This window comes from Peribacillus sp. QJM3NY_7 (assembly GCF_056173225.1).
The window spans coordinates 4,594,871-4,620,856 of sequence record NZ_CM149663.1 but is presented as its reverse complement, the minus strand read 5'-3'; the positions used below and the strand labels follow the sequence as shown (position 1 = coordinate 4,620,856).

Annotated in this window: 28 protein-coding genes; 22 read left to right on the top strand and 6 right to left on the bottom strand. The window is 37.5% G+C overall.

The features are described 5' to 3' along the window. The first annotated feature begins 53 nt into the window (after nt 1-53). The 4 genes from AC0VX1_RS22240 (at nt 54) to AC0VX1_RS22225 (ending at nt 4,178) form a co-directional block, all read left to right on the top strand. Entirely contained in the window at nt 54-1,349 is a 1,296-nt protein-coding gene (locus AC0VX1_RS22240) for an IS110 family RNA-guided transposase (protein ID WP_475469056.1), read from the top strand. Nucleotides 1,350-1,821: 472 nt separating this feature from the next. After that, entirely contained in the window at nt 1,822-2,058 is a 237-nt protein-coding gene (locus AC0VX1_RS22235; protein WP_475469054.1) for a hypothetical protein, read from the top strand. A 269-nt stretch (nt 2,059-2,327) separates the two neighbouring features. Continuing rightward, a complete protein-coding gene (locus tag AC0VX1_RS22230) occupies nt 2,328-2,693 on the top strand; it encodes a cupin domain-containing protein (protein WP_098186382.1) in 366 nt (121 codons plus the stop codon). 516 nt (nt 2,694-3,209) lie between these two features. Further along, complete coding sequence (locus tag AC0VX1_RS22225) at nt 3,210-4,178, top strand: hypothetical protein (RefSeq protein ID WP_475469052.1); 969 nt, start codon at nt 3,210-3,212, stop codon at nt 4,176-4,178. A 300-nt stretch (nt 4,179-4,478) separates the two neighbouring features. Here the strand turns inward: AC0VX1_RS22225 and AC0VX1_RS22220 are convergent, their stop codons facing one another. Beyond that, nucleotides 4,479-4,934, bottom strand: a complete 456-nt coding sequence (locus tag AC0VX1_RS22220) for a YfmQ family protein (protein ID WP_063577605.1) — start codon at nt 4,932-4,934, stop codon at nt 4,479-4,481. 364 nt (nt 4,935-5,298) lie between these two features. On the opposite strand from AC0VX1_RS22220, the gene AC0VX1_RS22215 reads away from it, so the two are divergent. The 4 genes from AC0VX1_RS22215 to AC0VX1_RS22200 all read left to right on the top strand — a co-directional run bounded on the left by AC0VX1_RS22215 (nt 5,299) and on the right by AC0VX1_RS22200 (nt 8,105). Next, a complete protein-coding gene (locus AC0VX1_RS22215) occupies nt 5,299-5,466 on the top strand; it encodes a hypothetical protein (protein ID WP_328144867.1) in 168 nt (55 codons plus the stop codon). Between the two features lie 111 nt (nt 5,467-5,577). Next, nucleotides 5,578-6,219, top strand: a complete 642-nt coding sequence (locus AC0VX1_RS22210) for an HAD hydrolase-like protein (protein ID WP_475469050.1) — start codon at nt 5,578-5,580, stop codon at nt 6,217-6,219. A gap of 175 nt (nt 6,220-6,394) precedes the next feature. Continuing rightward, the gene (locus tag AC0VX1_RS22205) at nt 6,395-6,880 is read left to right on the top strand and encodes an HIT family protein (RefSeq protein WP_475469048.1); all 486 of its coding nucleotides are present in this window, start codon (nt 6,395-6,397) and stop codon (nt 6,878-6,880) included. Nucleotides 6,881-7,220: 340 nt separating this feature from the next. Further along, nucleotides 7,221-8,105, top strand: a complete 885-nt coding sequence (locus AC0VX1_RS22200; RefSeq protein WP_475469046.1) for an alpha/beta fold hydrolase — start codon at nt 7,221-7,223, stop codon at nt 8,103-8,105. Between the two features lie 352 nt (nt 8,106-8,457). On the opposite strand, the gene AC0VX1_RS22195 is transcribed toward AC0VX1_RS22200, so the two are convergent. Next, the gene (locus AC0VX1_RS22195; protein ID WP_034315006.1) at nt 8,458-8,661 is read right to left on the bottom strand and encodes an alpha/beta-type small acid-soluble spore protein; all 204 of its coding nucleotides are present in this window, start codon (nt 8,659-8,661) and stop codon (nt 8,458-8,460) included. A gap of 118 nt (nt 8,662-8,779) precedes the next feature. Between AC0VX1_RS22195 and AC0VX1_RS22190 the strand changes: the two genes are divergently transcribed. The 7 genes from AC0VX1_RS22190 (at nt 8,780) to AC0VX1_RS22160 (ending at nt 15,876) form a co-directional block, all read left to right on the top strand. Continuing rightward, a complete protein-coding gene (locus tag AC0VX1_RS22190) occupies nt 8,780-9,286 on the top strand; it encodes a hypothetical protein (RefSeq protein ID WP_475469044.1) in 507 nt (168 codons plus the stop codon). A gap of 128 nt (nt 9,287-9,414) precedes the next feature. Continuing rightward, nucleotides 9,415-9,813: a DUF3888 domain-containing protein gene (locus tag AC0VX1_RS22185; protein ID WP_222619971.1), complete on the top strand. Its 399-nt coding sequence runs from the start codon at nt 9,415-9,417 to the stop codon at nt 9,811-9,813. A 346-nt stretch (nt 9,814-10,159) separates the two neighbouring features. Next, nucleotides 10,160-11,329: a serine hydrolase domain-containing protein gene (locus tag AC0VX1_RS22180; RefSeq protein WP_475471857.1), complete on the top strand. Its 1,170-nt coding sequence runs from the start codon at nt 10,160-10,162 to the stop codon at nt 11,327-11,329. A gap of 234 nt (nt 11,330-11,563) precedes the next feature. Then, entirely contained in the window at nt 11,564-12,838 is a 1,275-nt protein-coding gene (locus AC0VX1_RS22175; RefSeq protein ID WP_475469042.1) for an IS110 family RNA-guided transposase, read from the top strand. Nucleotides 12,839-13,334: 496 nt separating this feature from the next. After that, a complete protein-coding gene (locus tag AC0VX1_RS22170) occupies nt 13,335-13,841 on the top strand; it encodes a hypothetical protein (protein WP_317778196.1) in 507 nt (168 codons plus the stop codon). Between the two features lie 215 nt (nt 13,842-14,056). Then, complete coding sequence (locus AC0VX1_RS22165) at nt 14,057-14,389, top strand: YolC/YozM family protein (RefSeq protein ID WP_475469040.1); 333 nt, start codon at nt 14,057-14,059, stop codon at nt 14,387-14,389. Nucleotides 14,390-14,673: 284 nt separating this feature from the next. Beyond that, entirely contained in the window at nt 14,674-15,876 is a 1,203-nt protein-coding gene (locus AC0VX1_RS22160) for an IS110 family RNA-guided transposase (RefSeq protein ID WP_475469038.1), read from the top strand. Nucleotides 15,877-16,102: 226 nt separating this feature from the next. On the opposite strand, the gene AC0VX1_RS22155 is transcribed toward AC0VX1_RS22160, so the two are convergent. Then, nucleotides 16,103-17,353, bottom strand: coding sequence for an MFS transporter (locus tag AC0VX1_RS22155; RefSeq protein WP_475469036.1), 1,251 nt, complete (start codon nt 17,351-17,353; stop codon nt 16,103-16,105). 194 nt (nt 17,354-17,547) lie between these two features. Between AC0VX1_RS22155 and AC0VX1_RS22150 the strand changes: the two genes are divergently transcribed. From AC0VX1_RS22150 to AC0VX1_RS22135, 4 genes are all read left to right on the top strand, one after another. Next, entirely contained in the window at nt 17,548-18,402 is an 855-nt protein-coding gene (locus AC0VX1_RS22150; protein WP_475469034.1) for a LysR family transcriptional regulator, read from the top strand. 570 nt (nt 18,403-18,972) lie between these two features. Next, entirely contained in the window at nt 18,973-19,482 is a 510-nt protein-coding gene (locus tag AC0VX1_RS22145; RefSeq protein WP_475469032.1) for a hypothetical protein, read from the top strand. Between the two features lie 183 nt (nt 19,483-19,665). Then, a complete protein-coding gene (locus tag AC0VX1_RS22140) occupies nt 19,666-19,875 on the top strand; it encodes a hypothetical protein (protein WP_034304456.1) in 210 nt (69 codons plus the stop codon). Nucleotides 19,876-20,343: 468 nt separating this feature from the next. Next, entirely contained in the window at nt 20,344-21,141 is a 798-nt protein-coding gene (locus AC0VX1_RS22135) for a fumarylacetoacetate hydrolase family protein (RefSeq protein ID WP_034304454.1), read from the top strand. A gap of 337 nt (nt 21,142-21,478) precedes the next feature. Here AC0VX1_RS22135 and AC0VX1_RS22130 read toward each other — a convergent pair whose 3' ends face one another. From AC0VX1_RS22130 to AC0VX1_RS22120, 3 genes are all read right to left on the bottom strand, one after another. Beyond that, a complete protein-coding gene (locus tag AC0VX1_RS22130) occupies nt 21,479-21,613 on the bottom strand; it encodes a hypothetical protein (protein WP_475469030.1) in 135 nt (44 codons plus the stop codon). Nucleotides 21,614-21,903: 290 nt separating this feature from the next. Then, a complete protein-coding gene (locus tag AC0VX1_RS22125; RefSeq protein WP_475469028.1) occupies nt 21,904-22,611 on the bottom strand; it encodes a DUF421 domain-containing protein in 708 nt (235 codons plus the stop codon). Nucleotides 22,612-22,852: 241 nt separating this feature from the next. Further along, on the bottom strand, nt 22,853-23,848 hold the full coding sequence (locus tag AC0VX1_RS22120; protein WP_475469026.1) for a zinc-dependent alcohol dehydrogenase family protein: 996 nt from the start codon (nt 23,846-23,848) through the stop codon (nt 22,853-22,855). A gap of 348 nt (nt 23,849-24,196) precedes the next feature. Between AC0VX1_RS22120 and AC0VX1_RS22115 the strand changes: the two genes are divergently transcribed. The 3 genes from AC0VX1_RS22115 (at nt 24,197) to AC0VX1_RS22105 (ending at nt 25,981) form a co-directional block, all read left to right on the top strand. Then, entirely contained in the window at nt 24,197-24,676 is a 480-nt protein-coding gene (locus AC0VX1_RS22115) for a GNAT family N-acetyltransferase (protein WP_034304445.1), read from the top strand. Between the two features lie 306 nt (nt 24,677-24,982). Further along, the gene (locus AC0VX1_RS22110) at nt 24,983-25,432 is read left to right on the top strand and encodes a GNAT family N-acetyltransferase (RefSeq protein ID WP_475469023.1); all 450 of its coding nucleotides are present in this window, start codon (nt 24,983-24,985) and stop codon (nt 25,430-25,432) included. 18 nt (nt 25,433-25,450) lie between these two features. Next, the gene (locus AC0VX1_RS22105) at nt 25,451-25,981 is read left to right on the top strand and encodes a PepSY-associated TM helix domain-containing protein (protein ID WP_161784819.1); all 531 of its coding nucleotides are present in this window, start codon (nt 25,451-25,453) and stop codon (nt 25,979-25,981) included. Nucleotides 25,982-25,986 lie beyond the last annotated feature (5 nt).

The window sequence follows — 25,986 nt, the reverse complement described above, 5'->3', positions numbered from 1 at the left end:
TCCTAAGCTGGCCAGCTAAAAAAGGACAAAAACATCTATCTGGAGGTCTCACAATGAATTATAACCAAAATCATAAAATCACTCAAATTACTTCTGAAACCTTAATTGTCGGAGTAGATATAGCCAAGCACAATCATGTCGCGAGAGCACAGGATTTTAGAGGATTGGAACTGGGTAAAACGTGTTTCTTTGAAAATACGAAAGCAGGATTTCATTCGTTTCTAGATTGGATTAACCAACTTGTTAAAGTGTGTAAGTTAAATAAAGTGATTGTAGGCATGGAGCCAACCGGTCACTACTGGTTAAATCTAGCTCATCTTCTAAAAGAGAATAATATTAAGTTCGTATCTGTCAATCCACTACATGTTAAACGAAGTAAAGAATTAGACGATAATTCACCTACTAAGAATGACGTGAAAGATGCAAAAGTCATCGCACAGTTAGTCAAAGACGGAAGATACGCCGAACCAACAATTCCACGTGGAATTTATGCAGAACTCCGAGTGGCCAAAAAACTTCGCGATCTTCTCAACGTTGATTTACAGGTTGTTCAGGGACAAGTTCATAACTGGCTTGATCGTTACTTTCCTGAATTTTTGACAGTGTTCAAAAGTTGGGAAGGCAAGGCAGCTATTCATTTTCTAAAGCTAGAATCCTTGCCACATGAACTTGTTAAGTATACGGATGAAGAGCTCTTACTTTCCTTAAGACAAGTGGTAAAACGCAGCATAGGCTTAAAGAAGATACGAGCCTTAAAAGAAGCAGCCAATCGTTCGATTGGTATTCGTCAAGGGGCAGCTATGGCGAAATTAGAGTTGAGAGCTTTACTTGAGAAGTATGATTTTATTCAAATGAAATTCGAAGAATTAGATCATCAATTAGATCAGTTATTAGACCATATCCCAGGTGTCACACAGATGTTAGAGGTGTCAGGAATCGGTCGAGATACAGTAGCAGGGTTTTTCGCGGAGGTCGGCGACCTCAGAGACTATCAACATCCTCGCCAAATCGTGAAATTAGCAGGTTTAAGTTTAAAAGAAAACACATCCGGAAAGCACAAAGGTCAGACCAAGATTACCAAACGGGGACGAAAGAAATTGAGGGCTCTCTTATTCCGGGCAGCCATGGTACTGGTGGCAAAGAACAAGGCTTTTAAAGCTCTTCATATATATTACACAACACGTTCCCATAATCCCTTAAAGAAAATGCAATCTCTGATAGCCTTGTGTAACAAGCTTATTCGAATTCTGTTTTCAATCGGTAAAAAACAATTTACGTTTCAAGAAGACAAGATGTTAAAGGATATCCCTCATATGGCAACATTTGTAGCACATCAAACAGTCGCATAGTTCATCGGATTTTAAGGTTACACGGTCATTTAATTAACACTCATTAAAAGTGAAGCACGGATTAGTCGGCAAAGCAACTAACGTGAGGACTTAGATCCTGTGGGGCAGCATGACCGACATCCACCTCATGGAAAGGTTGAACGAAGGAATGTAGGAGCATCGACTCTGTGAGACATGGGAGGGTTGACCTCCATGAGACATGTGGATATCCAAAAGTGCGATCATAACATTGCCTATGCCAATTTTTTCCTGTAATTGGCTAGTTTAGTATACACTTTTTTCGATAAATCCCTATCCTTGAGGAGTAATGCCTAGCTTACATAAATAACAGTTAATGATATGACTATGAAATCCTAAGAATTCTAGAGCAATCGTGAGATTGTGTTCAGTTTATTGAGGGAGGTTAGTTGAAGAAGGATTTTGTTTTTACGTTAAACTGTATAAAGTTTAACGGTTTTAGGAGGTGAAAATGATGAAACGTGCGATAGGAATATTTCTTACTCTTTCATCTTTACTAACATACTTAATTGTGGACATGCTTTATGATCCTGTTGAGAATAAAATAACAACAACCGATATGAATTCAGGAGTTACCACAGCAACAGTACTATATCAATATCCTTTGATGTATTGGGTAATTTGTGTCATTTTAATAATTACTTTTATTCTTGGGATTTACTTTATTTCTAGCAAAGGAAAAGCAATATGAGGAATGTCCACTCTGTGATACTCCAGAATATACTAGAAATAAGTGAATCGAACTAATGGGTGCTTTACTTCAATAAGGGAGTTGCTTCCGCAGCTCTTTTTCTTATGGAACTAACGGGGCAGGTTGATTCAAGAGTGTTGATTGGTCTTTGTTCAACAATTGGACCATTTTGTGGAAAATCACTAGATACTTTTGAGGTCTTAATCAAAATAGTAATTAATCTATGGAAGTTGTAAAATAAAGGTAATAATAGTTCTGGGGGGATTTATATCAATTATAATGCTATTAATCTTAGCGAGAAACTGTCCAAATTCAGTGAACACTGGTCGCCCAAAGTCATTGGTGAAATGAATGACTATCAGTTTAAGTTAGTTAAGATTCAGGGGGATTTTGTCTGGCACGATCATAAAGACACCGATGAGGCATTCATCGTGATAGACGGCGAGATGTCCATCGCATTCCGCGATGGAGAGGTTAAACTTTCCAAAGGAGAAATGTATGTGATACCAAAAGGTGTGGAGCATAAGCCTTATGCTGAAAAGGAATGCCATATAATGCTGGTAGAGCCTAAAGGTGTAGTCAACACTGGTGAAACTATTTTTAAACTAACCGCTGAAAATAATATATGGATTTAGGGGGATAATTTTCCAACTACTATCTTTGGATCAACATATAAAAGGAAGTTACATATTTTCCGCAACGGGAGCGATTCTTTAATAAGAATCGCTTTTCTTAATGAACGAACGGGTGCGTTAGTAGAAGATCGGAGCTGTCTTTAAGTCAGCTTTTTTTCTTGAACTATCGAGGCAGGATAGTTCAAGAAGAATTAACACAAGAAGGTCGTCAATGAAGTCAATCTTCTTGTGTCAATTTTTTTTTAGAATAAGGGATTTCTAATTGGAATATTATGTTAAAGTTAAAGCGAACAGAGCAGTTTTTAGGGTATTGATGGTGAGCGTAATGGGGGAAATGATTATCTACGATAAAAGTCCTATGATTCATTAAAACAAAACAGTTAAAATGATAATTCTTAAGGGGTGTTTATTTATAGTTATAAATAGAAATAAACTTGAGAGTTTAATTGGGAGCGCTCTGTTCATTGTGGAGGTAGAGGTTTACGAATTCACTGGTCTGGCTGCCGAGGTGACCTCATGACAGAAATGAAAAAGCAGCCAATTTCACATTTGATGAAGAAGCGTAGATTTTGGGGTTATGGTGCCGCTATAGCGGTAATGCCTTATCTGTTAATCAAAATAGCCTGGACGTTCGGTCTCTTCATGCCGACCGAACAAATGGGCGACCCAAGCTGGCGCACTGCAAACGCAGTAACAATGGTTCTAGCTGCAGTTGGTATCCTGTTAGCATTAGCGTTTAGCATGACATGGGGTGAGCGACTGCCCGCCTGGTTGGTTGCCTTGCCCGTCTGGGTAGGTACTGGTTTACTTATTCCCATGCTGTTGCTGGCACCTGTGCTTGGTCCTGCTGCTATGATACGCGATCAGCAGGCAGGTGCTGCTAATGTTTGGGTATATGAGCAGATCTTCGTAATGGTCTCACTGGTTGGAGTCGGCATCTGCCTACCTTTCGCCTTAGCTGGATACGCAAAAGCGCGTTGGCCAGAGGCATTTGCTGATCCAATCGACATTGAATTACTCCCGGGCAACAGCCAGAAACTGCATATCACCTTGGCTAGGCTTGTCGTGGCTGGCTGTATCCTGCTTGGATTTATTAAGCTATTCTGGGCGGTTGGTGGAACTATTGGCATCAACCCAGCCATGTTGGATAACCGCGATTTATGGTGGCACCTATTGTCGTTGAGTACCGGTGTGTGGGCCTTCGCAGGGGCGTGGGGTTTGTTGGTATTGACCACTCGCCGCGGGTCGAAGCGGTTCCTCCCTCCTATGGCAGCAGCATGGATCTCGTCGGGAATGCTGTTCTCTTATAACCTCTTTAACCGCTTGGCCGCCACTCGCCCCGATGCACAACCTGCTCTAGAGAACCCGCTTGCATATGTACTAACCACCGAGTTAGGTAGCGTCTTGGGAGTGATGATGGGAATAATTATCCTGATGGTACTGCACGACCGCCGGAGAGCAATGCGTAGTTTTAGAAGTAATTAACGTTCCTAATATTGAATTATATATTTATAAAAAGAAAATAAATTAAATGAAAAGGCCCCAATTTTAGGGCCTTTTAAATGTACGATTCTTTACATTATCATACATTAAAATCAAGAAAAAAAACTTGTTCAGGTAAAGTGTGCGTCGTACTAGAAAATGGTCACTGATGAGACCGCACTCTAGGTGAGCGAGCCAAAAAATGAAGGCATCCTTATAAGAGGAGAAGAAGTCATGTCAGAAAATAAATAATTCCCAATCAAAAAACCACACATCATGGTGTGGTTTTCATTTTTCTTCCTTTTATGCTTCCTTTACATCCATTCCCTTCATCATCGAACGGTCTTGGAGGCTTTCGGAACGCATGCTATATGCCACGAGCTTCTTCTTGTCCTGTTTTACGACATCCACATGGTCACCGTACACGAACACCAATAACCGAATATCCTTTTTGCCTTTTTTCGTATCGATGACCAATGGCTTAACACCGCTCTCTGGATGTAAAAACAAGGAATCGTTTCCGGGAAATATATGATTTTTCTTCAAAATCATCGCGTGGTTAACATCCTGAATCACTTGGTTCTTCTCTTCCCCTTCCAATCGTTTTCCGTCCATCGTGATCACGGTATTCTCGTCACTAAGTGTTGGATGCATCTTAAATTTATTCAAAAGCCAATTGACGACATCGGTTGGAAGGCAGGTAACAACTAGTTTAAATATCGTCATAATAATGGTCAAAATCAAAACGGGTCCTGTCATTTTTTCATCATCTCCGTATGTTATAAATGCCTCATGATAAGTAGCTGCCTCTATATTACCAAAAGAATGGCCATTTTTTCTTTCGAAAATATGTCCATTCTCGTAACGTTTTCCTATTGGGGCGTGCTGTATAAACTAACGGTCAGGGGGTTGCTTCCGCAGCTCCTTTCATATTGAAAAGGGAAGATTAGTGTATTCATAACGGGTGCCTTATTACAAGGGTTGCTGCGGCAGCCTTTTTTCTTATGGCACTAACGGGGCACGATCGTTTAAGAACGAATGGGTTTTTAATGGTAAAATTAACCTGGTTATAGTGATTAAGTGGATTACCTGCAGTATAGAAAATAAAATAGGAGTTGTTTTTATGTTTGACATTGCCTTGATTTTGTTTATAGCTTCAGCTGGGGGAGTTATTGCTATTACCGGATTCCTCGTTATATTAGGTCGAAGAATTTTAGAACCTAAGAAAGAACTTCAACAAAAAATCGATAAACTAGAAGAAGAGGTTCAAAAATTAAAAAATCACAAATAAAAACTAGCTTTAATGAACTAACAGGTGACGTTAGCTGAAGGTCAGAACTGTCTTTAAGACAGCGCTTTTTAAAAATGTTTTAATGAGAGATAAAGAGAGGGGGAATTTTCAATGAGTAAAGCAATCATTTTTGATATGGATGGAACCTTGTTTCAAACAAATTTAATTTTAGAACCTGCCCTAGAAGCAACATTTGAAGTACTACGAAAAGAAAATTTATGGGATAAAAAAACACCGATTGAACAATATAGGGGAATTATGGGTGTGCCACTACCGGTTGTATGGGAAACACTTTGCCCAAACCACTCACTGGAAATACGAGTAAAGAGTAATGAGATTTTTCATAAAAAGCTTATAGAACTAATCCAAGCACAAAAAGGTGCATTATATGCTGGTGTGGAGAGCACATTAAATGAGTTAAGTAAAAAGTATCCCTTATTTATTGCCAGCAATGGTCAGATAGAATATTTACAAGCAATTGTAGAAACTTATAATTTGGATAGGTTTATACAAGATACATATAGTATCCAACCAATTAAATCTGGGAATAAATCAGATTTAGTACAAATGGTGAAAAATAAAAATCAAATTGGAAAAGGTTACGTTGTCGGAGACCGGTCTTCGGATATATCTGCTGCTAAGGATAATGAACTTATTGCAGTTGGTGTGAACTTTGACTTTGCCCAAGAAGATGAATTAAAACAAGCAGATTTTGTAGTGAATAACTTCAAAGAAATCTTAGAGTTAGTTTAAATTCTAAAAGGCCGCCAATTGGCGGCCTTTTGAAAAACGTTTCTTAGTATTATCATACTTTCATATTCAAGTGAAAAACTACCTTTAATGAACTAACGGGGGCAGGATAGCTCAACAAGGGTTTGTTTATTTTTATCTTTTTAAGAGAGATAATAATTTGTTTTTGGAGGGAATTATGAGGGGAATTACTTTGTCTAATGGAAAAACAGTTGAAGTCGAATGTTTAAGTTGTGCTTTAACAAGTGGGGAAATAGAACCGGATGGTGGTGTAATAATCGAAACTGAATATTTTCATGCTCACCAAGACGTTGCATATCCCATTAAAGGTTTAGTAATTTTAGCATCTAAACGCCATATTAAGTGCTTTGACGAGTTAAATGACTTAGAAAAGGTTGATTACATAAACTTATTATCTAAGATTAGAAAAGCTCAAAGGGAAGTATTAGGGATAGAACATGTTTATTACTTTTATAATGAAGATACTACTCACCATTTTCATACTTGGATGGTTCCTCGATATGAATGGATGTACGATTTTGGACGTTCTGTGGAATCCGTTAGACCAGTTTTGCTCCATGCAAGAAACAAATTGAATAATGATGAAAATGTAAAAAGTGTAATTGATGGAATTAAGGCTTTAAAAAAAGAACTATACACTTAATCCTTCCTTGTCCCACTAACAGTTGCTTTACATCGATAAGAGAGTTGCTTTGGCAGCTCTTTTTCTTATGGCACCAACGGGGCAGGATTGAATAACGTTCAATTTATCAAAAGAAGGTTGTTATCTGATAGTAAACACATTTTCTAGAAATAGGTACTGTGGTTATATCGTTTATTACTTCAATTTAAGCATTTTTTATAACGTTATGTCATAGTCTAAAGTAAGAATAGAAGGAGGTTTGTATTCCTACGAAAAAAAAGATGGATCATTTTAGTTATTGTTTCTTTGGCTATATTCATACTATTGTACATAATCAGGTCTTTTCAAAGATGATGGTTCAATGAGTGGTTTCGTTACAAATGAAGGTAAGCAAGAATACATAAATTCTTATCATGAGGCAATGAGCTATTTACCACAACCTGTTGAGTCAAAAATGCTCAATACCGATTTTGGTAAAGTGAAGCTATACAAATTTCAAGAAGAGGAAACACCAGACAAAACACCGTTATTGTTACTTCCTGGAAAGGGGTCTGCTACACCAATGTGGGAAGCAAATCTCAATGACTTCTTAAAACACCGTCCGGTTTACACAATTGATTTAATAGGTGAGCCAGGGTTAAGTATAGAAACAAAACGTATCAAAACTAATATGGATCAAGCTATTTGGTTAAAACAAGTGCTGGAACAATTGCCAGAAGAGGAAATCAACTTATTAGGATTGTCATTTGGTGGATGGAGTGCGGCAAATTTAGCAATTAAGCACCCAGAAAAAATTCAAACACTCATATTAGTAGAACCAGTTTATGTTTTTGGTCCTATTCCACTAAAAATGATTCTAGTTTCGATTCCAGCTTCCGTACCAGCAGTGCCAAAATCAATAAGGGAAAGAATGCTTAGTTATATCTCTGGTGGTGCTAAAATTGATGAAAGTGAGCCGGCTGCCAAATTGATTGAAACAGGAATGCGAACATTCAAAAGTAAATTGCCAATGCCAGAAAAGGTTAAAACTGAACATTTGAAGAAACTTAAGATGCCAGTGCTCGGAATTTTGGCTGATCAATCGACTATGCATCATTCCGAAAAGTCGTTTCAAATCGGTTTAGAAAATTTAAGAAATCCATACAGTAATATGGTGTTATTTAAAGACGCCTCTCATGCTATCAATGGGGAGTACCCTGAAAAGTTGTTACAAACGATTGAAGACTTTCTAAAACATATTGAATAAGGGGTAGGACCACGGCAATTTAGTTCCAGGCATCTCATGATAATATAGTCATCGACACAAATGTGAATTGGTGATTATCGTGAGAACTTTGGTAGTTCATTAAGAATTACTAAAGATAATCAAACTATTTTATAAAAATTGTATCTGAATCATAAGGAAAGAATCCATTTATTCAATATTTTTACAAAATGAATTCTTGCTTTACACTAATATGTGGTTTCAAGAGGGGGCTTTGGTCAATCTTGATTTAAAAACTACACATAGACATTAATATTTTTATAAATGGACTTACTTGGAGAATTATAAATAGGGATAGTCCAATCACTATCCCTAACAATACATATGATTTCGATTAACGAGTTCTTCCGCCTAATTGTTGTTCAGCCATTTGCACTAAACGTTTTGTAATTTCTCCACCAACAGATCCGTTTGCACGAGATGTTGTATCAGCGCCAAGTGTAACACCGAATTCACTAGCGATTTCGTATTTCATTTGTTCTAGAGCTTGCTCTGCACCATTAACTACTAATTGATTATTGTTGTTATTTCTAGCCATGTTGTCAGCTCCTATGAATATAATGTGTTGCTGGTCATAGGTTTTGATATTGTTAAGAGTTATATACATAGATTTCAAAATAAATTAAGGCAATGATTAATTTAAATTAATACCATCTGTGGATTTAGAAGAGAGAGCAGAGGAAAATATTGAAGTCACCGGGTCGCAAGGAAGGGTTTCAGAAGCGATTATGAAAACAAATGATTTGCAATATCTTCGCTCAGGATTAAGAGTCAAATGTGAAAAGGATGTAAATCCATCAGTAAGACGGACGTGCTTAAGCTTTGCGGTTTGGTTGCGTACATATATGGAATTTCCTATAAGGGTTGTTGTATATCTAAAAACGGATTATCAACTTAAAACGAGAGATACAAGAGAACTGGCAAGTGCTACTTTTTTTGCACCTTATGATAAAACTGTTGAACCATACATAAGAATTGCAACAGGTGATTATGAAGAATTAGTTTCAGAAAGAGGAAAAAATGATGCTTTATGGGCAATTTTAAGCAGCTTGGCTCATGAGATAATCCATTATCAACAATGGCTAGAAGATAAGGAAATGGATGAGAAAGAAGCAGAAAACGGAAGCGAAGAATTATTAGATAGTTACTATCGATTTTTGTGATTTGATTTTCTTGTTGAACAAACAGATGCGTTAGCTGCAGATCGGAGCTGTCTGTAAGGCAGCTGTTTCTTTATTCACTATCTGGGGGAAATAATTGAATAAAACTTAACAGTTCTTAGGAAACTAAAATGGGTGATGAAATGAAAAATTTCGCAGTAATGCTTTTGATAGCAATATTCTTAATAAGCTCTAATAAGCCAGTTTATTCAAAAACAATAAATGAAGCTGATACGGAACTATGTGAAACACTTAAATATGCACTTATAAATAGTCTTAGACAACCAGTAGATAAAGCAATTGCTGAAATATATAAAAATGATAAAGATGCACCAAGTAATCTTACTTGGGCTTCGTATGACACAGAAATAATCAAAATTAAGCAACTGTACGGAGTTGGTGGAGGATATGAGATAACTCTAAAAGTCCACCCTTATTATGATGCTCATAATAGTTATGGAATAGATGAGGTTGTTGTAGATACAAGGGGTGAGTTAATAAATTATAAGCACATAAAAACATATCCTTGAACCTCAACTAACGGATGCGGTCTTCATTTAGAAGGATCGCTTTTTCTTATGGAACTAACGGGGCAGGATAGTTCATCAAGCATATTGTATTCGAACTATGCAATAAATACTAAACCATGAGAATAGAAAAATGATATTTAAATCTAATTATTTGGTTTTATGGTAAAATTATGTAAAAGAAACGGAGCAATTCCTTATAAAAAAAGAACATTGAAAATCAATATGAGAATGATGAGTATCAAGATGAAGACGAGGATAGTCATTTTATACAAAGTATAGCTGTGTGATCCATATGGAACAACAAGCAACCACCCATACAATATTAATAGAAAGAGAGGAATGCCTTATGAAAATACGTAGTCAATTTACATTTGCAAGTCTGGCCCTACTAATAACGGGAAGTTCCCTGCTATACACATCGCCACCCTCAATTGCAAAAGTAGAGCCTACTCAAAATGTAACTAGTTCGATACAAACAAGCACTCAACGAGGTCATAATTCCGTCAAGCAAGCAATGCGGGATACATTGCAACTTGGATTCCCAGGGATACTTGCTAAAACATCCGATGATGGAAAAACGTGGGGTTATGCCGCTGGGGTAGCAAATCTGAGCACCAAGAAACCAATGAAAACAGATTTTCGTTTTCGCATTGGCAGCGTGACGAAGACGTTCACCGCAACGGTTGTACTTCAATTAGCTGGAGAGAACCGCTTGAGTCTAGACGACTCCATCGAAAAATGGTTGCCTGGTGTCATTCAAGGAAACGGATATAATGATAAACTGATTACCATCCGGCAGATATTGAACCATACAAGTGGTATCGCTGAATACTCAAGGTCAAAAGACGCTGATTTTATGGATACAAAAAAATCGTATACGGCTGAAGAACTAGTGAAGATGGGGATTTCGCTGCCCCCAGACTTTGACCCAGGAAAGGGCTGGTCCTATTCAAACACAGGATACGTATTACTGGGTATTCTTATTGAAAAAGTAACCGGAAACAGCTACGCGGAAGAGATTGAAAATCGGATTATTGAACCGCTTGAATTGTCGGATACATTCCTACCTGGAAATTCAAGCGTTATTCCAGGTACCAAGCACGCCCGGGGATATTCCCAACCAGACGAAGCAAGTGAGATAAAAGACGTTACCTATTATAACCCAAGTGCAGGTAGCTCGGCTGGAGATATGATTTCTACTGCTGACGACTTAAATAAATTTTTCTCTTCCTTGCTTGGTGGCAAATTACTGAAGGAACAGCAACTAAAACAAATGCTTACTACAGTTCCTACAGGAAGAGCAGGAATTGATGGATATGGTCTTGGAATATTTGAAACTAAGCTTCCAAACGGTGTCTCGATATGGGGACACACAGGTGGCATTCTAGGGTTTTCTACTATTGCTGGAGGTACACTTGGAGGCAAGCATACGTTGGTCGTCAGTTTGAACAGTTTGGGTAGGGATAACAGTCCTAATCCTTTTAAAAATATTTTACTTGCTGAATTTAGCAAGTAGGCAAAAATAAAAATACACCTCATCAACCATAGTGGTAAGCTTTGTTATTGACCTAACGGTTGCGTTAACTGAAGATCAGAGCTGTCTTTTAAGGCAGCTCTTTTCTTATGGCACTAACGGGGCAGGTTAGCATTCCTGTAGTTCGTTATTTTTCAGCTTTGAAAAAAATAGGGCTCCTCAGTAAGATATGAGTAAGACACCACTCTAACTCAAACCCTAAGGAGGAACCCTAATATGAAGTTTAAAATGCAAGATAAACAAAATCAACTAATAGAAAGAATTTCCGATAATCACCTTGTTGTTGGAGTGGATATTGCCCAACAATTACATGTGGCTAGAGCAGTGAATTTCCGTGGAATTGTAGTCGGAGATCCACTTGTATTTGAAAATAATGAAGATGGGTTTGCTAGTTTATTAAAATGGATGGATAAGCTTCAAAGATTAAATAAACTGGAGGTAGCCATCGTGGGAATGGAACCTACAGGACATTACTGGATTAATCTTTCAAAATGGCTATTTAAACAAGGAATCGAGGTAGTAACGGTAAACCCCCACTTAGTAAAAAGGAATAAAGAAAACCGTGATAATACTCAGTCCAAAAGTGATAGGAAAGATGCCCTGGTCATCGCTGATATGGTGAAAAACGGTTACTACACCTTTGTCAGGGACACTTCAGAATCATTTGAGATACTTAGGGTCCTTATGTCTAACCGTGATGTGGTAGTTAAACGACTCGTTAGCACGATTAATCAATTAAACCGTTGGGTGGATATTGTCTTTCCCGAACTCAGGCAAGTATTTAAAGACATCACTGCTAAAGGGGCTATTGCCACACTTCGTTTATTTCCATCTCCAATGGAACTGCGTTCCCTGAAACCTCATGATGTTGTTTCAGGATGGAAATCAATAATGAAGAGGCAGCCTGGATTAAAGAAAGCTCAATTACTTCTTCAGTTAGCTAAGAAATCTGTCGGCACAAGACAAGCACTTGAAGCGTATAAATTCCATTTGGAACAATTATTAGAGGAGTATGATCTCGCAGTCTTACAACTCGAAAGAGTGGAACAAGAGGTTAAGGATGTATTAAAACAAATACCTTTTGCCAAGAAGCTGCTTGCCATAAAGGGAATTAGTGAAATTTCTTTAGCCGGAATATTAGGTGAAGCAGGAGATCTAAGTGGTTTTTCACACGGTAATTCTTTACTTCGGCACGCTGGGTTGCATCTGGCTGAAGCAAGCTCTGGAAAGTGGAAAGGCCAAATTGTTATCTCTAAGCGAGGGCGATCCAGGCTAAGGCGTTTCCTTTACTTAGCCACCATGAGCCTTGTGATGAATAACACGGAATTTCAAGCCATTCACTCCCATAATGTTAAAGTGAAAAAAATGAAGAAAATGAAATCGATTATGAAATTGGTAGGTAAGCTAGCTAGGATATTTGTTGGAATAGCACGCAGAAACGAGTCTTATTGTGCAGATAAAGTTCAACCTATAACTGAACTGGTTGCGTAGTTAAAGGGGGATGTCTTAATAGGGTTCTCGAAGGGAACCTTTAAAAACTGATGTTCATAGTTTTCTTTTTACTAATGTTGGCTTATTCGTAGGATTTCAAATATGTACGGAGTACCAGATTTCTTGAACAAAAGGGCACCGACCCATCAGGTTAGCATAACTGGCCTCCACCCCTTGGATAGGCATGACGAAGGAATGATAGGGCAATTGACCCGTTGAGACATGGGAGGGAAAGCCTCCAGGGGCGGCGTGGAGAATGTACATTATATGGTAAAATATGGAGTGTTGTACAACTCCTTTATTTCCCTGTGCCTTCACGAAACATCCATGTCCTGAAATCACTCCGTTTAACCATGAACTAAAATTCAAGGGTGATGAAATCCTGCGAATAAGCGAGTATTTGTAAGAAAATCGGATTAAACTGAGGGAGTTCAATAAGGATGGATAATTTTTCAATTTACATATAATGTAGAAGGAAGAAATGGAGGGATGAAATTTGAGATTTTTCAAGATGTTTTCTTTTTGCATTTTAATGATAGTATTCTTAAATGCTTGTAGTTTAGATACTACAAAAACGAAAAGTGAAATTTTAGAAATACCTAATAAAGATGAATATACAACCTTATTAGTGCAAAGTGTTGATGAGAACGGGGTATCTTCCGAGTCAACTTCAAAGGTCATTACAGATATTAATGAAATACAGGCTTTTATAGAAAAAGTAAACAAAATGGAAGTTGTGCAACCTCCTAATAAGGAGTTATTGGAGAAGAGTAAAGAATTAAATAAAAAAGGGAATTACTTTTTTATATTATCCGATAAGGAAACCATGGATAATAAAGTTTACACGATGAATTTTTTTAATGATGGAAGGATTATGTTTCAAGAACCGAACGGAAAGAAGCAAGAAGCAAATGGAGCAGGACAGAAAATGATGTATTTATCAAAAGAAAAACATTCTGATGTTCTTCTTGAAATGAAAGAATTATTAAACATCAAGTTTTAATTAACCATCCTTCAACTAAAGGTCGATAGTTTAACAAAGGGTTGCTGCGGCAACCTTTTCTTATGGCACTAAAGGGGAAGTTTAGTTTAATAAGAGAGAAGCCTATTTTATGTCGCTTTTAATCATCTAAATACCAGATAGTTCCACAGATAGATAAATATGATAAAGTTAAAAAGGATGTAAAAGAGACAGAATTTTGGACAAGGAGATATAAAGTGAAGAAATTAAAAAAACGAGTTATTCTAGGGTTAGGTGTGCTGATGGCTGCGTATATACTTTTTGTAGTCTATGATTACTTAGACAATCAGAAAAAGGAAGAACAGAGCCGAGCATTCATGGAAGAAAGCAATAAGGTATTTAATGAATATGATATTATATCGCTCGGGGTCAATCCAAATAACAAAACGATTAAAGTCCATGTGCCGATAGAGGAAGAACAACGGAATGAACTGGCCTATTCTTTGGCTCAAATCGCCCAAAAGCATGGCATGAAGGATTATGAAGTCATAGTTAGAGCTATAAGAGATGGGTACCCAATTTCCAATTGAAAGCCTTGTGAAGGATTGTACTTAAACTAACGGGTGCGTTCGTATTATAAGGTTGACCAGTAAAAATTACTGGTTGACCTTTTTTTAATAGAATCTATTATATCAGTAGCCAGGGTAGGACGTACGGGTGCGTGGGACTTGATCCCGTGAACTAAACTGTTCGCCCCCTACTTGTAGAAACATGTTTGAGGCTGGTTGGGACGTGGATCTCGTATAACAAGCGAAGCTATGACACTACATGGAGGACTAGGGGTACTGGTAAATAAGTGGAGGAGGAAAAAGCAATGAATCCAGTTGTTGGTCTGGATGTAGCAAAAGGAGAGAGCCAAGTTCAGGCATTTTTAGATCAATCTAAACCGTATGGGAAGAGCTTTTCAATGAAGCATATCAAAGAGGAATTAGATCATTTATTAGACTTTTTAAAAGAGATTGAAGTGGTGACAGGGCAGATGCCTATGGTCATTTTAGAATCTACAGGGCATTACCATACTCCTGTTATTCAATACTTGGAGGAACAAGGGATTCTATATATCTTACTAAATCCGATTATTTCTTATCAGGCAAAGAAGACCAGTTTACGAAAGGTAAAAACAGACGCAATCGATGCGTACCAGTTGTGTGTGCTGTATTACAAAGAGGATTTTGAACCTCATAAAATTAGAGGAATTCAGCTTTTAGACCTTCGGAATTTGTCCAGACAACAGGAAATCGTAACGAATATGTATGTGGAAGCTAAACTTCAGTTTCACACCATTTTAGATCAAGTGTTTCCTGAATACCGGAAGGTTTTTGGGGATCTATATTCGAAGGTTTCTTTATTGATGTTAAAGGAATATCCTACTTCAGAGGCTGTATTAACAGCCGGAGAAAGTAGACTAGCAGAGAGTGTTATAGAGTTCTGTCCTAGCCGATCCGGTCAATGGGCATGGGGAAAAGCAAAAAAAATAATGGACTCCGCATCTCGGAATCCATTTCAAAAAAACGTGTATGAAAGTCACGTAATCAATCTTCGTATGTATATTGAGTTGCTTTTTCATTACCAGGGACACCTTTCTGATTTGGAAGATCGTATAGTGGCCCTGGCAAATGAACTGGAAGAATATAAGATCATCCAATCGATACCCGGTATCGGTGAAAAAATCGCAGCCACGATTATCTCTGAAATTGGTGAAATCGATCGGTTTAATCATCCGAAAAAACTGGTTGCCTTCGCTGGAGTAGATCCAAGTGTTCACTCATCGGGTAAGTTTACAGCAACCATTAATCGTATTACAAAAAGAGGTTCGAGCAGACTACGTCATTCTCTGTATCTTGCCGTACTATGCGGCATAAGAAGTTCAAGGAACAAAAAGCTTAAAGCATTCTATGATAAGAAAAAATCAGAAGGAAAACCTGCCAAAGTGTCAATCGTTGCCTGTATGAATAAGTTGCTTCATTGGATTTACGCTTTATTAAAGAGAAAAGAAATGTTCCTAGATTTAGCCTAATTAACGGTTTTGTGAAACAGAGAAAAATCCTTCCAAAAGGGTTTTGGAGGGTTATTTGTCATGAACAAAAATAGTATATCATAAGGGAAAAGAAAATTTCAGAGAAAGATATTGACATCCTATTAGCTGGTTAGTTCATTAAGGAACACAAAAATGATCAATCTTTTTAATAGTATAAGGGCATGTTTTGATTAATCTTTTTTCAAGACATGCCCTTTCTATTTATTCATTTATCAAGGTTGTTTGTATTAATTTGATCAAACTTTGTGGTGATCCCATAATCCGTTCTTTTTTTTATTTTTACTCTGTATAAATTAATCGCTCCCAAAGCTACAGATATTCCGGCCAAATATAGGGCATGTTGATAACTGTTCAATAGATTAACGACTAAACCGAATAAAGAGGGTGCTATGACTATGAATAATTGATTTAATGTCAATGCTGAACTCACCGTTAAACCTATAAAACGTGAATCCGATTGCTCTGTGATACAAGCAATAAAAATGGAATACCAACCAATGGCTACAAAACCCAAAAGAAAACAAAATAATAGCATCAAGATTTCCATTTCAACAGTTAGGATGAGTGGCAGCATCACTGTAAGAATTACGGTAACAGCCATAACAATAAGCAATAATCTTTCCCTTTTACCTTCAAAGAATTGATCACTCGCCCATGCGATGACTACCCGTCCAACCATACCACCTATTAAAACGACGCTTAAATATTTTCCTGCCTCTGTTAATGCATAGCCCCCTTCGTTATGCAAATAACTCATAAAATGCCCAATGAAAATCATCTGTAATGACATCATCACAACACCCACTATATACATCGGATATAACTCTTTATTATTCTTGATGACACTCATTTTCTCCTTGAACCCGACCGAGGTTGATCCCGTTTTACCCGTTCTTTCTGGTTCGTTATATAATAATAGGAAGAGCAGCCCTCCCATTATTGCTACGATCCCTTGTACTATATGTACTGATGACAAATTGAAATGATAATATGTATAGGATAAAACTACAGAGGCTAGAGATCCTCCAAGCGGTATTCCCGTCTGTCTTATCCCTAGAGCCAGACCTCTATGTTCGTTTGGAAACCATTTTACGATGGCCGTGCTTCCACCGGTTTGAGCACTTCCGTACCATATACCGACCAACAATAATAAAAGCAGCAATACAATATAATCATTAACAAAAACTAGCGTTAAAGCTGAGAGGCCCAATAAAATGGTCCCCCACCCGATAATGTGTTTTTCCCCTTTTTTATCCATCAAGTAACCGAATGCCAGCATTGAAAACATCGGACCAATATTGACCGCTGAAACAATGAAGCCTGTTTGAAGAGGTGTTAAATTCCATTCAATTTGATAAAACGCAGCGATGGGTCCCATGCCATATGTCACAAAGGTTGCTGCAGTTTGAGATAACGTGGCCACCAATACGATTAACCATTTATAATATGTATGCATTAAGAAATTCTCCCCCTATGCTTGATGTATCGTTCAATAATAATTCGGTGGGATAAATTCTTATTATTAGCTTCTAGCATTATCTAGTCTCCCTTACTTATTAACTAACTAGAGTTTACTCTGACTGCCCAGAAGCGTAAAATGGAGGAAAATGATAGGGTTCATAAATTTTTTTTATAGGGTGTGCCAACTATATGAACATCAAAGAAATAGCATTGAAAATTGAAATATTAAACCGTCAAAATTTAAGTAAGTCTGCAGAAATCACGAACTATACTCAATCCGCCCTTACGGCTAAAGTGAAAAAAATAGAGTCGGAAATTGGAAAACTTGTTTTTAAACGCACGCCCCAAGGATTGAAAATCACTAGCGTAGGAATACAGTATAAAAACTATCTTCAACTTATTTCACAAGAGTACGAAGAATTTTTACAAAGCATTGGTGCCATTCAAACTAACTCTAAAGTGGATTTTGGCACATCACATACAACCTTGAAAATCTATGGCGCCCATATCGCGAATACTTTGAATATGAAGAACGACATTCAAATGGATGTGGATTTCGCCGTAGATTCCAGTAATGCCATAAACCAAAAAGTGCACAATTCTGAATTAGATTGTGCACTCATTAGTGAACCTATTAAGAAATATCCCGACTTAACTTATGACATCGTTGCATCCGAAACATTCGAGATCATTTCAAGTAAGGACCATATCATCAATTTTGATTGGAAAACACCTATTACATTGCTCGTATTGAGTATAGGTTGTATGTATACAAGAGCTGTGACCGAATGGCTTATGAATAATCAAATACCATATAAATTAAAAGAAATAAAATCAATCAGCAGTATCCAAGATTTTTTGCAAATCAGCAATACCATTGCAGTATTGAATACTAAGCTTATAGATTTATATAACTATACAAACATTCACTTTTACAAATTAAGCTTTAACAATGTCATTAATACCGTTTTCGTTTATAAGATGAACGACGGCGAACAGAACAATATCGTACAATTTAAAAATGTTCTGAAGACGATTGGTTAATTACAAAAAAGAGGTTTTATCTTTAGAGTTGCTTTTTGGCAGCTCTTTTTACAAAGCTATTAATTTTTTTTATTTTTGTCTCTTTTAATACATATATTTGTTTTTATGCAAAAGACAAAACAGAAGGTATAGTTACTGCGTGTATAGGTATCTTTCTAGTGATTTTGGTTGCAACTATGGGATTTCTTCAAGATAGAAGTAACCATATGTATAAAAGATAAAGAGGATGAAAAAGATGAAAAAGGAAAGGCAAAAAAGAAGGTTTTTCAAAGGGATAATGATTGAAATTCGTGATTCAATCTTATATGAATTCGTTTTTAACCTCTTAACTCTTATTCCAAGAATGATAGTTCGTTTAGTAAAAAGTTTATTTTAACTAATTGTGTCGGAAGTAATTCTTAATGAACTAACGGACGTTAGCTGAAGATCAGAGTTGTCTTTAAGGCAGCTCTTTCACTAACTAAAGGGGCAGGTTAGTGGAATAAAAAATTTTCAAACGAAACCAAAGAAAGAACTTTTTAATGGTAAAATTGGAAATAAATTCATTTTTATCGTTAAGGAGGATTTAATTTGAAGAAAATTTTTACTGTATTATTTTTAATGATGGTTTTAACAGCTTGTGGTTCTAACAGCATTAACAAGGATTTTAATTCGGATACTACTAATTTGGAAACCACTAAAAAAGATACTAATTCTGTGGAAATGACTGAGCATAATTATCAATTTACAGGAGAAAGCGAACATTGGGAAGCTGTATATTTTTATGAAGGAACTGAATTATGGGGAGAGAAAAACGAACAAACCACTCATTCTAGCAAAGATAGCTATGAACTTGTATTAAAATATAAGGGGGCTTTGAAAGAGTTATCTTCCATGAAAAACCTGGAATATACTTATGAAACAACCACTTCAAGCGGAACTAAAACTGAGGCATACAAAGAGCCACCTAGTGAAAAAGTATTTACAATTAGAGGTGGATCAGAAAATGGAGCAATAATAGGTGAAGGCGAAGTTATAAAAGTAAATGTAAAATGGGATGGTTCTGAAGAGTCATTTCAATTGCATAATAAGGCTAAGTGATTTTGTTGAACTAACGGGTGCATTTCCAGGAGCTGTTCAGCAGCTCCTTTTGGTTATGCAACAAACGAGTTGTTTGATTGAGTGCCGGCTCATGTTATAATGAATAACTTACGAAAATTACTATTTTTGAACGGATGCCTAGAAAAGCCTCCGCATAGCGATAAAATATGGAGGTGTAAGAGAATGAATAAACAATGGACGATTGGTCAAATTAAAGAATTTGTTGAGAAGAATTCGGAAAGTAAGTTGCTGACGACGGAATATCATGGTTTTTCTCAAAAGTTACTATTTAAATGTACATGTGGAAGCAACTTTGAAAAGACATTTAAGAAATTTAAAAATAATAACCAACGTAAATGTGATGTGTGTCAACCGCCTAAAGCGACTCGTTAACGTATACAAAGAAACGAAGTGCTGAATTTCTATTAAAGAGAAGTTGGCACTTTTTCTTATGGCACGAACAAGGCAGGTTGGCTGAAAAGGGACGAATTACCAGTACAAAAGTTTTGATATTTTGAGATAATCAATAAGCAATAAGTCTTTAATAGACTGGATTTGTTTAGAAAATATTATACAAGTTTGGGTGTAAACATTTCATGGGGAATGTACTATTGGGGCTGCCAATCGGAATATGTATTGCAGCCTATATAAGGCAATGCACAGATAAAATTATAAAAAATGATAGGTTCCATAGTATACATAGTTAAATAATTTCTTATTGAACTAAAGGTCGGTTTAGTAGAAGATGGAGTCGCGGCGAGAGCTCTTTTTTCCCGTAAAAGAACAGGCATGTTATAGTATAGTAGAACCGGATTTTATAATATCTGTGGTAATCTTAATCATCAAAGGAGTTTATTCATAATGCATGTGCTACAAAAAACACAAAAAATAGTTCGCTATCAGAATCAACAGGGCAATATACATTACGGTATTGTTGAGGATGACATGATATTACAACTGTCTAGCAGTTTTGCTGAACTTGTCAACAAGGAAATAAAGTATGACGGGGTTGAGCTGAAATATAGTGACGTGAAAATCTTGGAACCTGTAAAACCTTCGAAAGTGGTTAATTTCGGCTGGACATATGCAGGTCATGCGAAGGAAACGGGTGGAGAGGCAAACCTTGTTGAACCATTCCTATTTTTAAAGCCATTGTCTTCGCTTATTGCAGACAAGGAGAATATTATCCTTCCTCCAAACGAGCTATCCAATCAAGTGGAACTTGAAGGGGAAGTGGCCCTTGTCATTGGAAAGCGCGGAAAAAACATTAAAGAAGAAGATGCGCTTGATTATGTATTCGGCTGCACGATATTTAATGACGTGACAGCAAGAGATCTTACAAAAAAAGATCCACAGTTTACGCGGGGCAAAGGATTTGATACATTCGGACCTTTGGGACCATGCATCGTTACCGGGGTAGATCCTACAAACTTAAGGATTGTGACCACTTTAAACGGCCGCGTCGTCCAAGACGGAAATACCAATGAAATGTCTCTAAGCATTCCATTTTTAATCAGCTGGCTTTCACAGGTAATGACACTTGAGCCCGGTGATATTTTGGCCACGGGTTCACCATCTGGCAGCTGCATGATCAAGTCGGGTGATGAAGTCGTTGTTGAAGTCGAGAATATCGGTCGGTTATGTAATGGTGTCCAGTAGGATTTGCTGGAATTCTTAATACGTTAAAAAAGATCAGAGCTGCCTTTAAGGCAGCTTTTTCTTATGCATCGGGGCAGGTTAGTTTAATAAAGAATGGATAAAGTATGTATGTAGATAAACATTTGGGGTGTGATTGAAACGAATAACAGGCTATTAGAAATATATATGTTGGATGGGAAGATACACCAGATAATGACAACTGGTATTTTGGAAATTCGAAAAGTCTATTATTTCGATGAAGAGCCAAGTAATCTTCATGTTAGCGGAATGCTTGACCCTTCAGTTTCGTTTACCTGCAAGCTCTTTTTGGAAAAGCAAAGAAGTCACGAGATTGTACTTATTTAGCATTACGCGGGGGCTTATTAGTTGGATAAATTGCTTTTTCCAAGTCTTCTGCTGCAATCACTGGGTCTACTGTATTGCTTTTAGCCTTTCCCTTCTGACTTTTGCCTTTATCACGCTTTTGGCTCATGCCTAGAACCTCCCTCCATGTAGCTTCATTTGTTAAGATGGACTATTAGATGGCGACTTATTCACCAAACGAGTGAAGGGATTCGTTTTGATTTGAAAACATCCATATAGCAATTTTGACAGAAAGCCCTTTTTATCCTGTAGAAGTCTACTATGGCAATCTGTCTATTCCTATTACTATGTCCTATTTGTGCTTTACGGCAATTAAAAATAAAAGCAGACGGTACAGCGGGAATCTTAGAGGTTTTCACTGTACCGTCTTTAATTAAGCGGTGTGAAAAATAAAAATCTTCAAGTTTTTTTGTGTATATGAGAGTTTTCTTTGGGATACGGCTGTATATAGAATCCATCTGTTTCTGACCATTCTCCATATAGGATATCCTCAATTTTTTTATAATTCCTCTTCTGAAGCCCTTCCAGAAGCCATTCTTTTGATTTTTTCACGGATCGAAGTTCTTCCTCTTTTATTTTGCCTTCTTCAATTACTAAGATAGAAGGTGCTTCATCCCTAAGATTGAGGTCAAGCATATCTGGTGTGATGCTTCCCGCCTTAGAATGAAGCTTTACACTGATGTCCCCGCCAGGCTCAAGATATAAATCTCGCACTTCCCGGAGAGTGAACACCCCCTGTTTCCGCAGCATGGTTCGAACCTGTTCAATTTCCAGGTGATTTTTTTTCATTTGTTTTATATCCAATTCGCCATTACGAATAATCAAAGAAGGATGTCCTTTGAGCAATTTTTTCATGCGATCACTTTTTTGAGCGCAAATCTCAATGATATAAACGGAAATCCCCCAAAGGCAAATGGCAAATAGAATCTGCCAGATCGACACTTTTTCATCGTAAATGCCTTCTTCCAGAATGCCGCCTAATACTAAAGCGTAAATAAAATCAAAAGGGGTCACTTGAGACATTTCTTTTTTTCCAAGAAGTCTTGCCACTGCCAGGAGTCCAGCCAGCCCAATCACCAGCTTCGTTGCTATTTCCAGATAAATCATTTTATCACCTCACCTTTTTTTTCCTTTCTCCTTTTTAACAATCATTTAAACCAAATTGCACCTGGTATTTATATCACACGGCAGAGTACCGTTTTCTGCAATTCTATTAAATAAGAATACCCAACATCAGAGGCGGTATTGTCCAATTAAATAAAAGAAGACGGTACAGCGAGAATCTATAGAGATTTTCACCGTACCGCCTATTTTTAAATGAACATAAAGTTGTTAAAGTGCCTATTCATTACCAATCATTTTTCAAAACAATTTTTCCTATCGCCTTGCCTGACTCCAAGTACTCATGAGCTTTTGAGACTTCATCAAACGTAAACATGTTTGGATCAACGAGCGGGCGCAGCTTACCTTCCTCAACCACCTTGGCAACCTTCTTCAAAATCTCTCCATATTGCTTATGCATGTCCTTATTTAATATCTTCAACAACATAAAGGTAACATGGAGGGAAAGTCCCTTCGAATGCACTGGGGAGAGGTCATGAGTCGAACGGGCAGCAATGGCTGCCACCGTTCCATGTACCGCAGCCGCCTCAAAAGAGCGATCAAGGTTTTCTCCCCCTACCGTGTCAAACACAACGTCAAATCCTTTTCCGTCTGTATACTTTTGTACATAGTCGTGAACGCTTTCTTCTCGATAATTGATCGTTACATCTGCCCCAAGGAGCGTGCCAATCTCCAGCTTCTCTTGCGAAGAGGCAGTTGTATAGACTGTCGCGCCTTGCCATTTGGCCAGCTGAATGGCAATGTGGCCTACACCGCCGGTTGCTGCATGGATCAGTATATCTTGACCAGGGACTAGATGTGCCCGATTGAATAATGCTTCCCAAGCGGTAATGGCAACCAGTGGTAAAGCAGCGGCTTCTTCCATCGTCAAATTCTTCGGCTTGTGAGCAAGTAAATCAGCATCTGCAAGCATGAACTCTGCAAGTGCACCGCCAGTCCCTTTAAAACCACCTGCGCATCCAAACACTTCATCGCCAACTTTAAACTCAGTCACTCCTTCTCCCACTGCAGATACCAAACCTGCGACATCACCATGTAAAACGGCTGGAAACTCGGGGGAAACGGCTGGAACTGCACCAGCACGGACTTTCGTATCAATAGGATTTACACTTGAAGCCTTGACTTGAATAAGTACATGTCCAGGTTTTAATTCGGGTTTTGAAACCTCTTCAAGCTGAAATACGGATGGATCGCCAAAAGATTGAATGATTTGTGCTTTCACTTTAGTCACTCCTATTTATTTTTATGGTGAATTTCTCATTGCCTATGCCTATTAAGGATCTCAGGGAATAGGGTAAAATGTAAGAATATTTAGTCTTTACTTGTAAAATCAATGATACTTTATCTACTATAAAATTAAAAGTTACGCACATTTTTAAAAGGGAATTTAAGAGAAGTCTCTTAAATCATTAAAATATTAATATGATTAGGGGCTATCAGGGTATTTGGCGAAGTTTCAGTAATATGTGGAATTGTAATTTTATCGTATGAAAAGTTAATGAACTAACGGGGTATGTTAATTATTGAATGAATTCGTGAAAAAGGCCTTAATGATTAAAGGGGGAGAAGGATGGAAATTCGTTCTGTGAAAGGGTCAGATTACTATGCCATATCGCCGCTAATCAATGAATGGTGGGGAGGAAGGCAAATGTCTGATATGCTACCGAAATTATTCTTTGATCATTTTACAAATACAAGTTTCATAGCCGAAAAGGAAGGGAACATAGTCGGTTTCCTAATAGGGATTCTATCTCAATCTCAGCCTGATGAGGCATATATTCACTTTGTCGGAGTGCATCCTGAATACAGAAAAAATGATATCGGAAGACAGTTATATAATCAATTTTTCCATGTCGTTTATCAAAATGGCCGCAATGTTGTCCGTTGTGTAACATCTCCGGTCAACAAATCTTCAATCGCCTATCATACCAAGATGGGATTTGAAATGGAAGAGGGAGATACATTCATTGATGGTGTTTCAGTCCACTCTGACTATGACGGACATAATCAAGATAGAGTTTTATTCGTGAAACAGTTATCAATGAACTAAGGTCGACCAGTAAAAATCCGGTCGACCTTTTTCTTATAGAATCCACTAAGGCAGGACTGGACTGTCAGCTAAAGCGGGTTTTATTCATTGCTAATGCTGCCTGGAATAGCATATTTCTCTTTAGAACCTCATAATTATCTAATCTGCTCATTGTATGCCCTTCATGATTGACTGGTTTTTGTGATTTTCTTCTTCTTAGACAGCTCTTCTTTTATGGTCCTATAGGGACAGGATAGTTCAACAAGGATAAGATATAATTTGGATTAATATACTAAATTTTAATGAAAATAGAAAGGAAGCATGAATATGACAGAAATGATACCACTGACATCGGAGAATTTGGAGCTATGCATCGAACTCTACATGAACGTTTTTAATCGTGAACCATGGAATGAAAGTTGGACCTATGGAATGGCTAAAGAGAGACTTTCCGACTTATTGCATACACCTAAATTTCTTGGGTTTTTATTTCATATTGATCATAAACCAGTTGGTTTCATTGCTGGAAATAGTAAAGTGTCTGATCAAGGTTTAACGTATTATTTGGCAGAACTTTGTGTGAATAATCAAATGCAAGGCAAAGGGAATGGCTCAAAAATGCTTCGAGCTTTAGAAGCTGAACTGCAGAAGAGAAAGATTAAAAGTCTATATCTATTAACGGCCAATGACGGGCTTGCAGAAGCATTTTATCTGAAAAATGATTATGTTGTAAACGAAGATAGGGTGGTTATGAAGAAAAATTTTTTTGAAAAATAGTCAAGGGACGTGATGGAATTGTCGAAATCTGTAAAGTTGTATCAATTAAGCCGAAAAGTACATAAATGGACTGGATTGGTTTTATCCATTTTTTTCATGTTCATTGCAGTCACGGGCCTCGTGCTTGTTTATATGATTCCACTCGGAGTGGCTGATGAGTTAAGGACGGGGAAAGAGGCAAGTCCAGATCAAGCGATACCTATGGAGAAGGTCGTGTCCATTGCTGTGTCTCAGGATCTACCAGGTGCGGATTCGGTTGAAGATATTTTTAGAATCGAATATAGGCCAAGTGCAAATGTGTACCAGGTTCGCTTTAATAACGGTCAAGGTGTTCAAATGGATGTGAGTACGGGAAAAGTGTTATCCACAAATCCGGATTACTCGACGTTCCTGATTACTTTGCATGATGGAACCTTCTTTGGTGATTGGTATAGATACAGTATCCTCACAATGACGGGTTTATCCTTAATCCTGCTGTCATTTTCCGGGTATTACATGTTCGGGTATCCTCTCTATAAGCGTCTAATGGCGAATAAGAGGAAATCTTAATATGA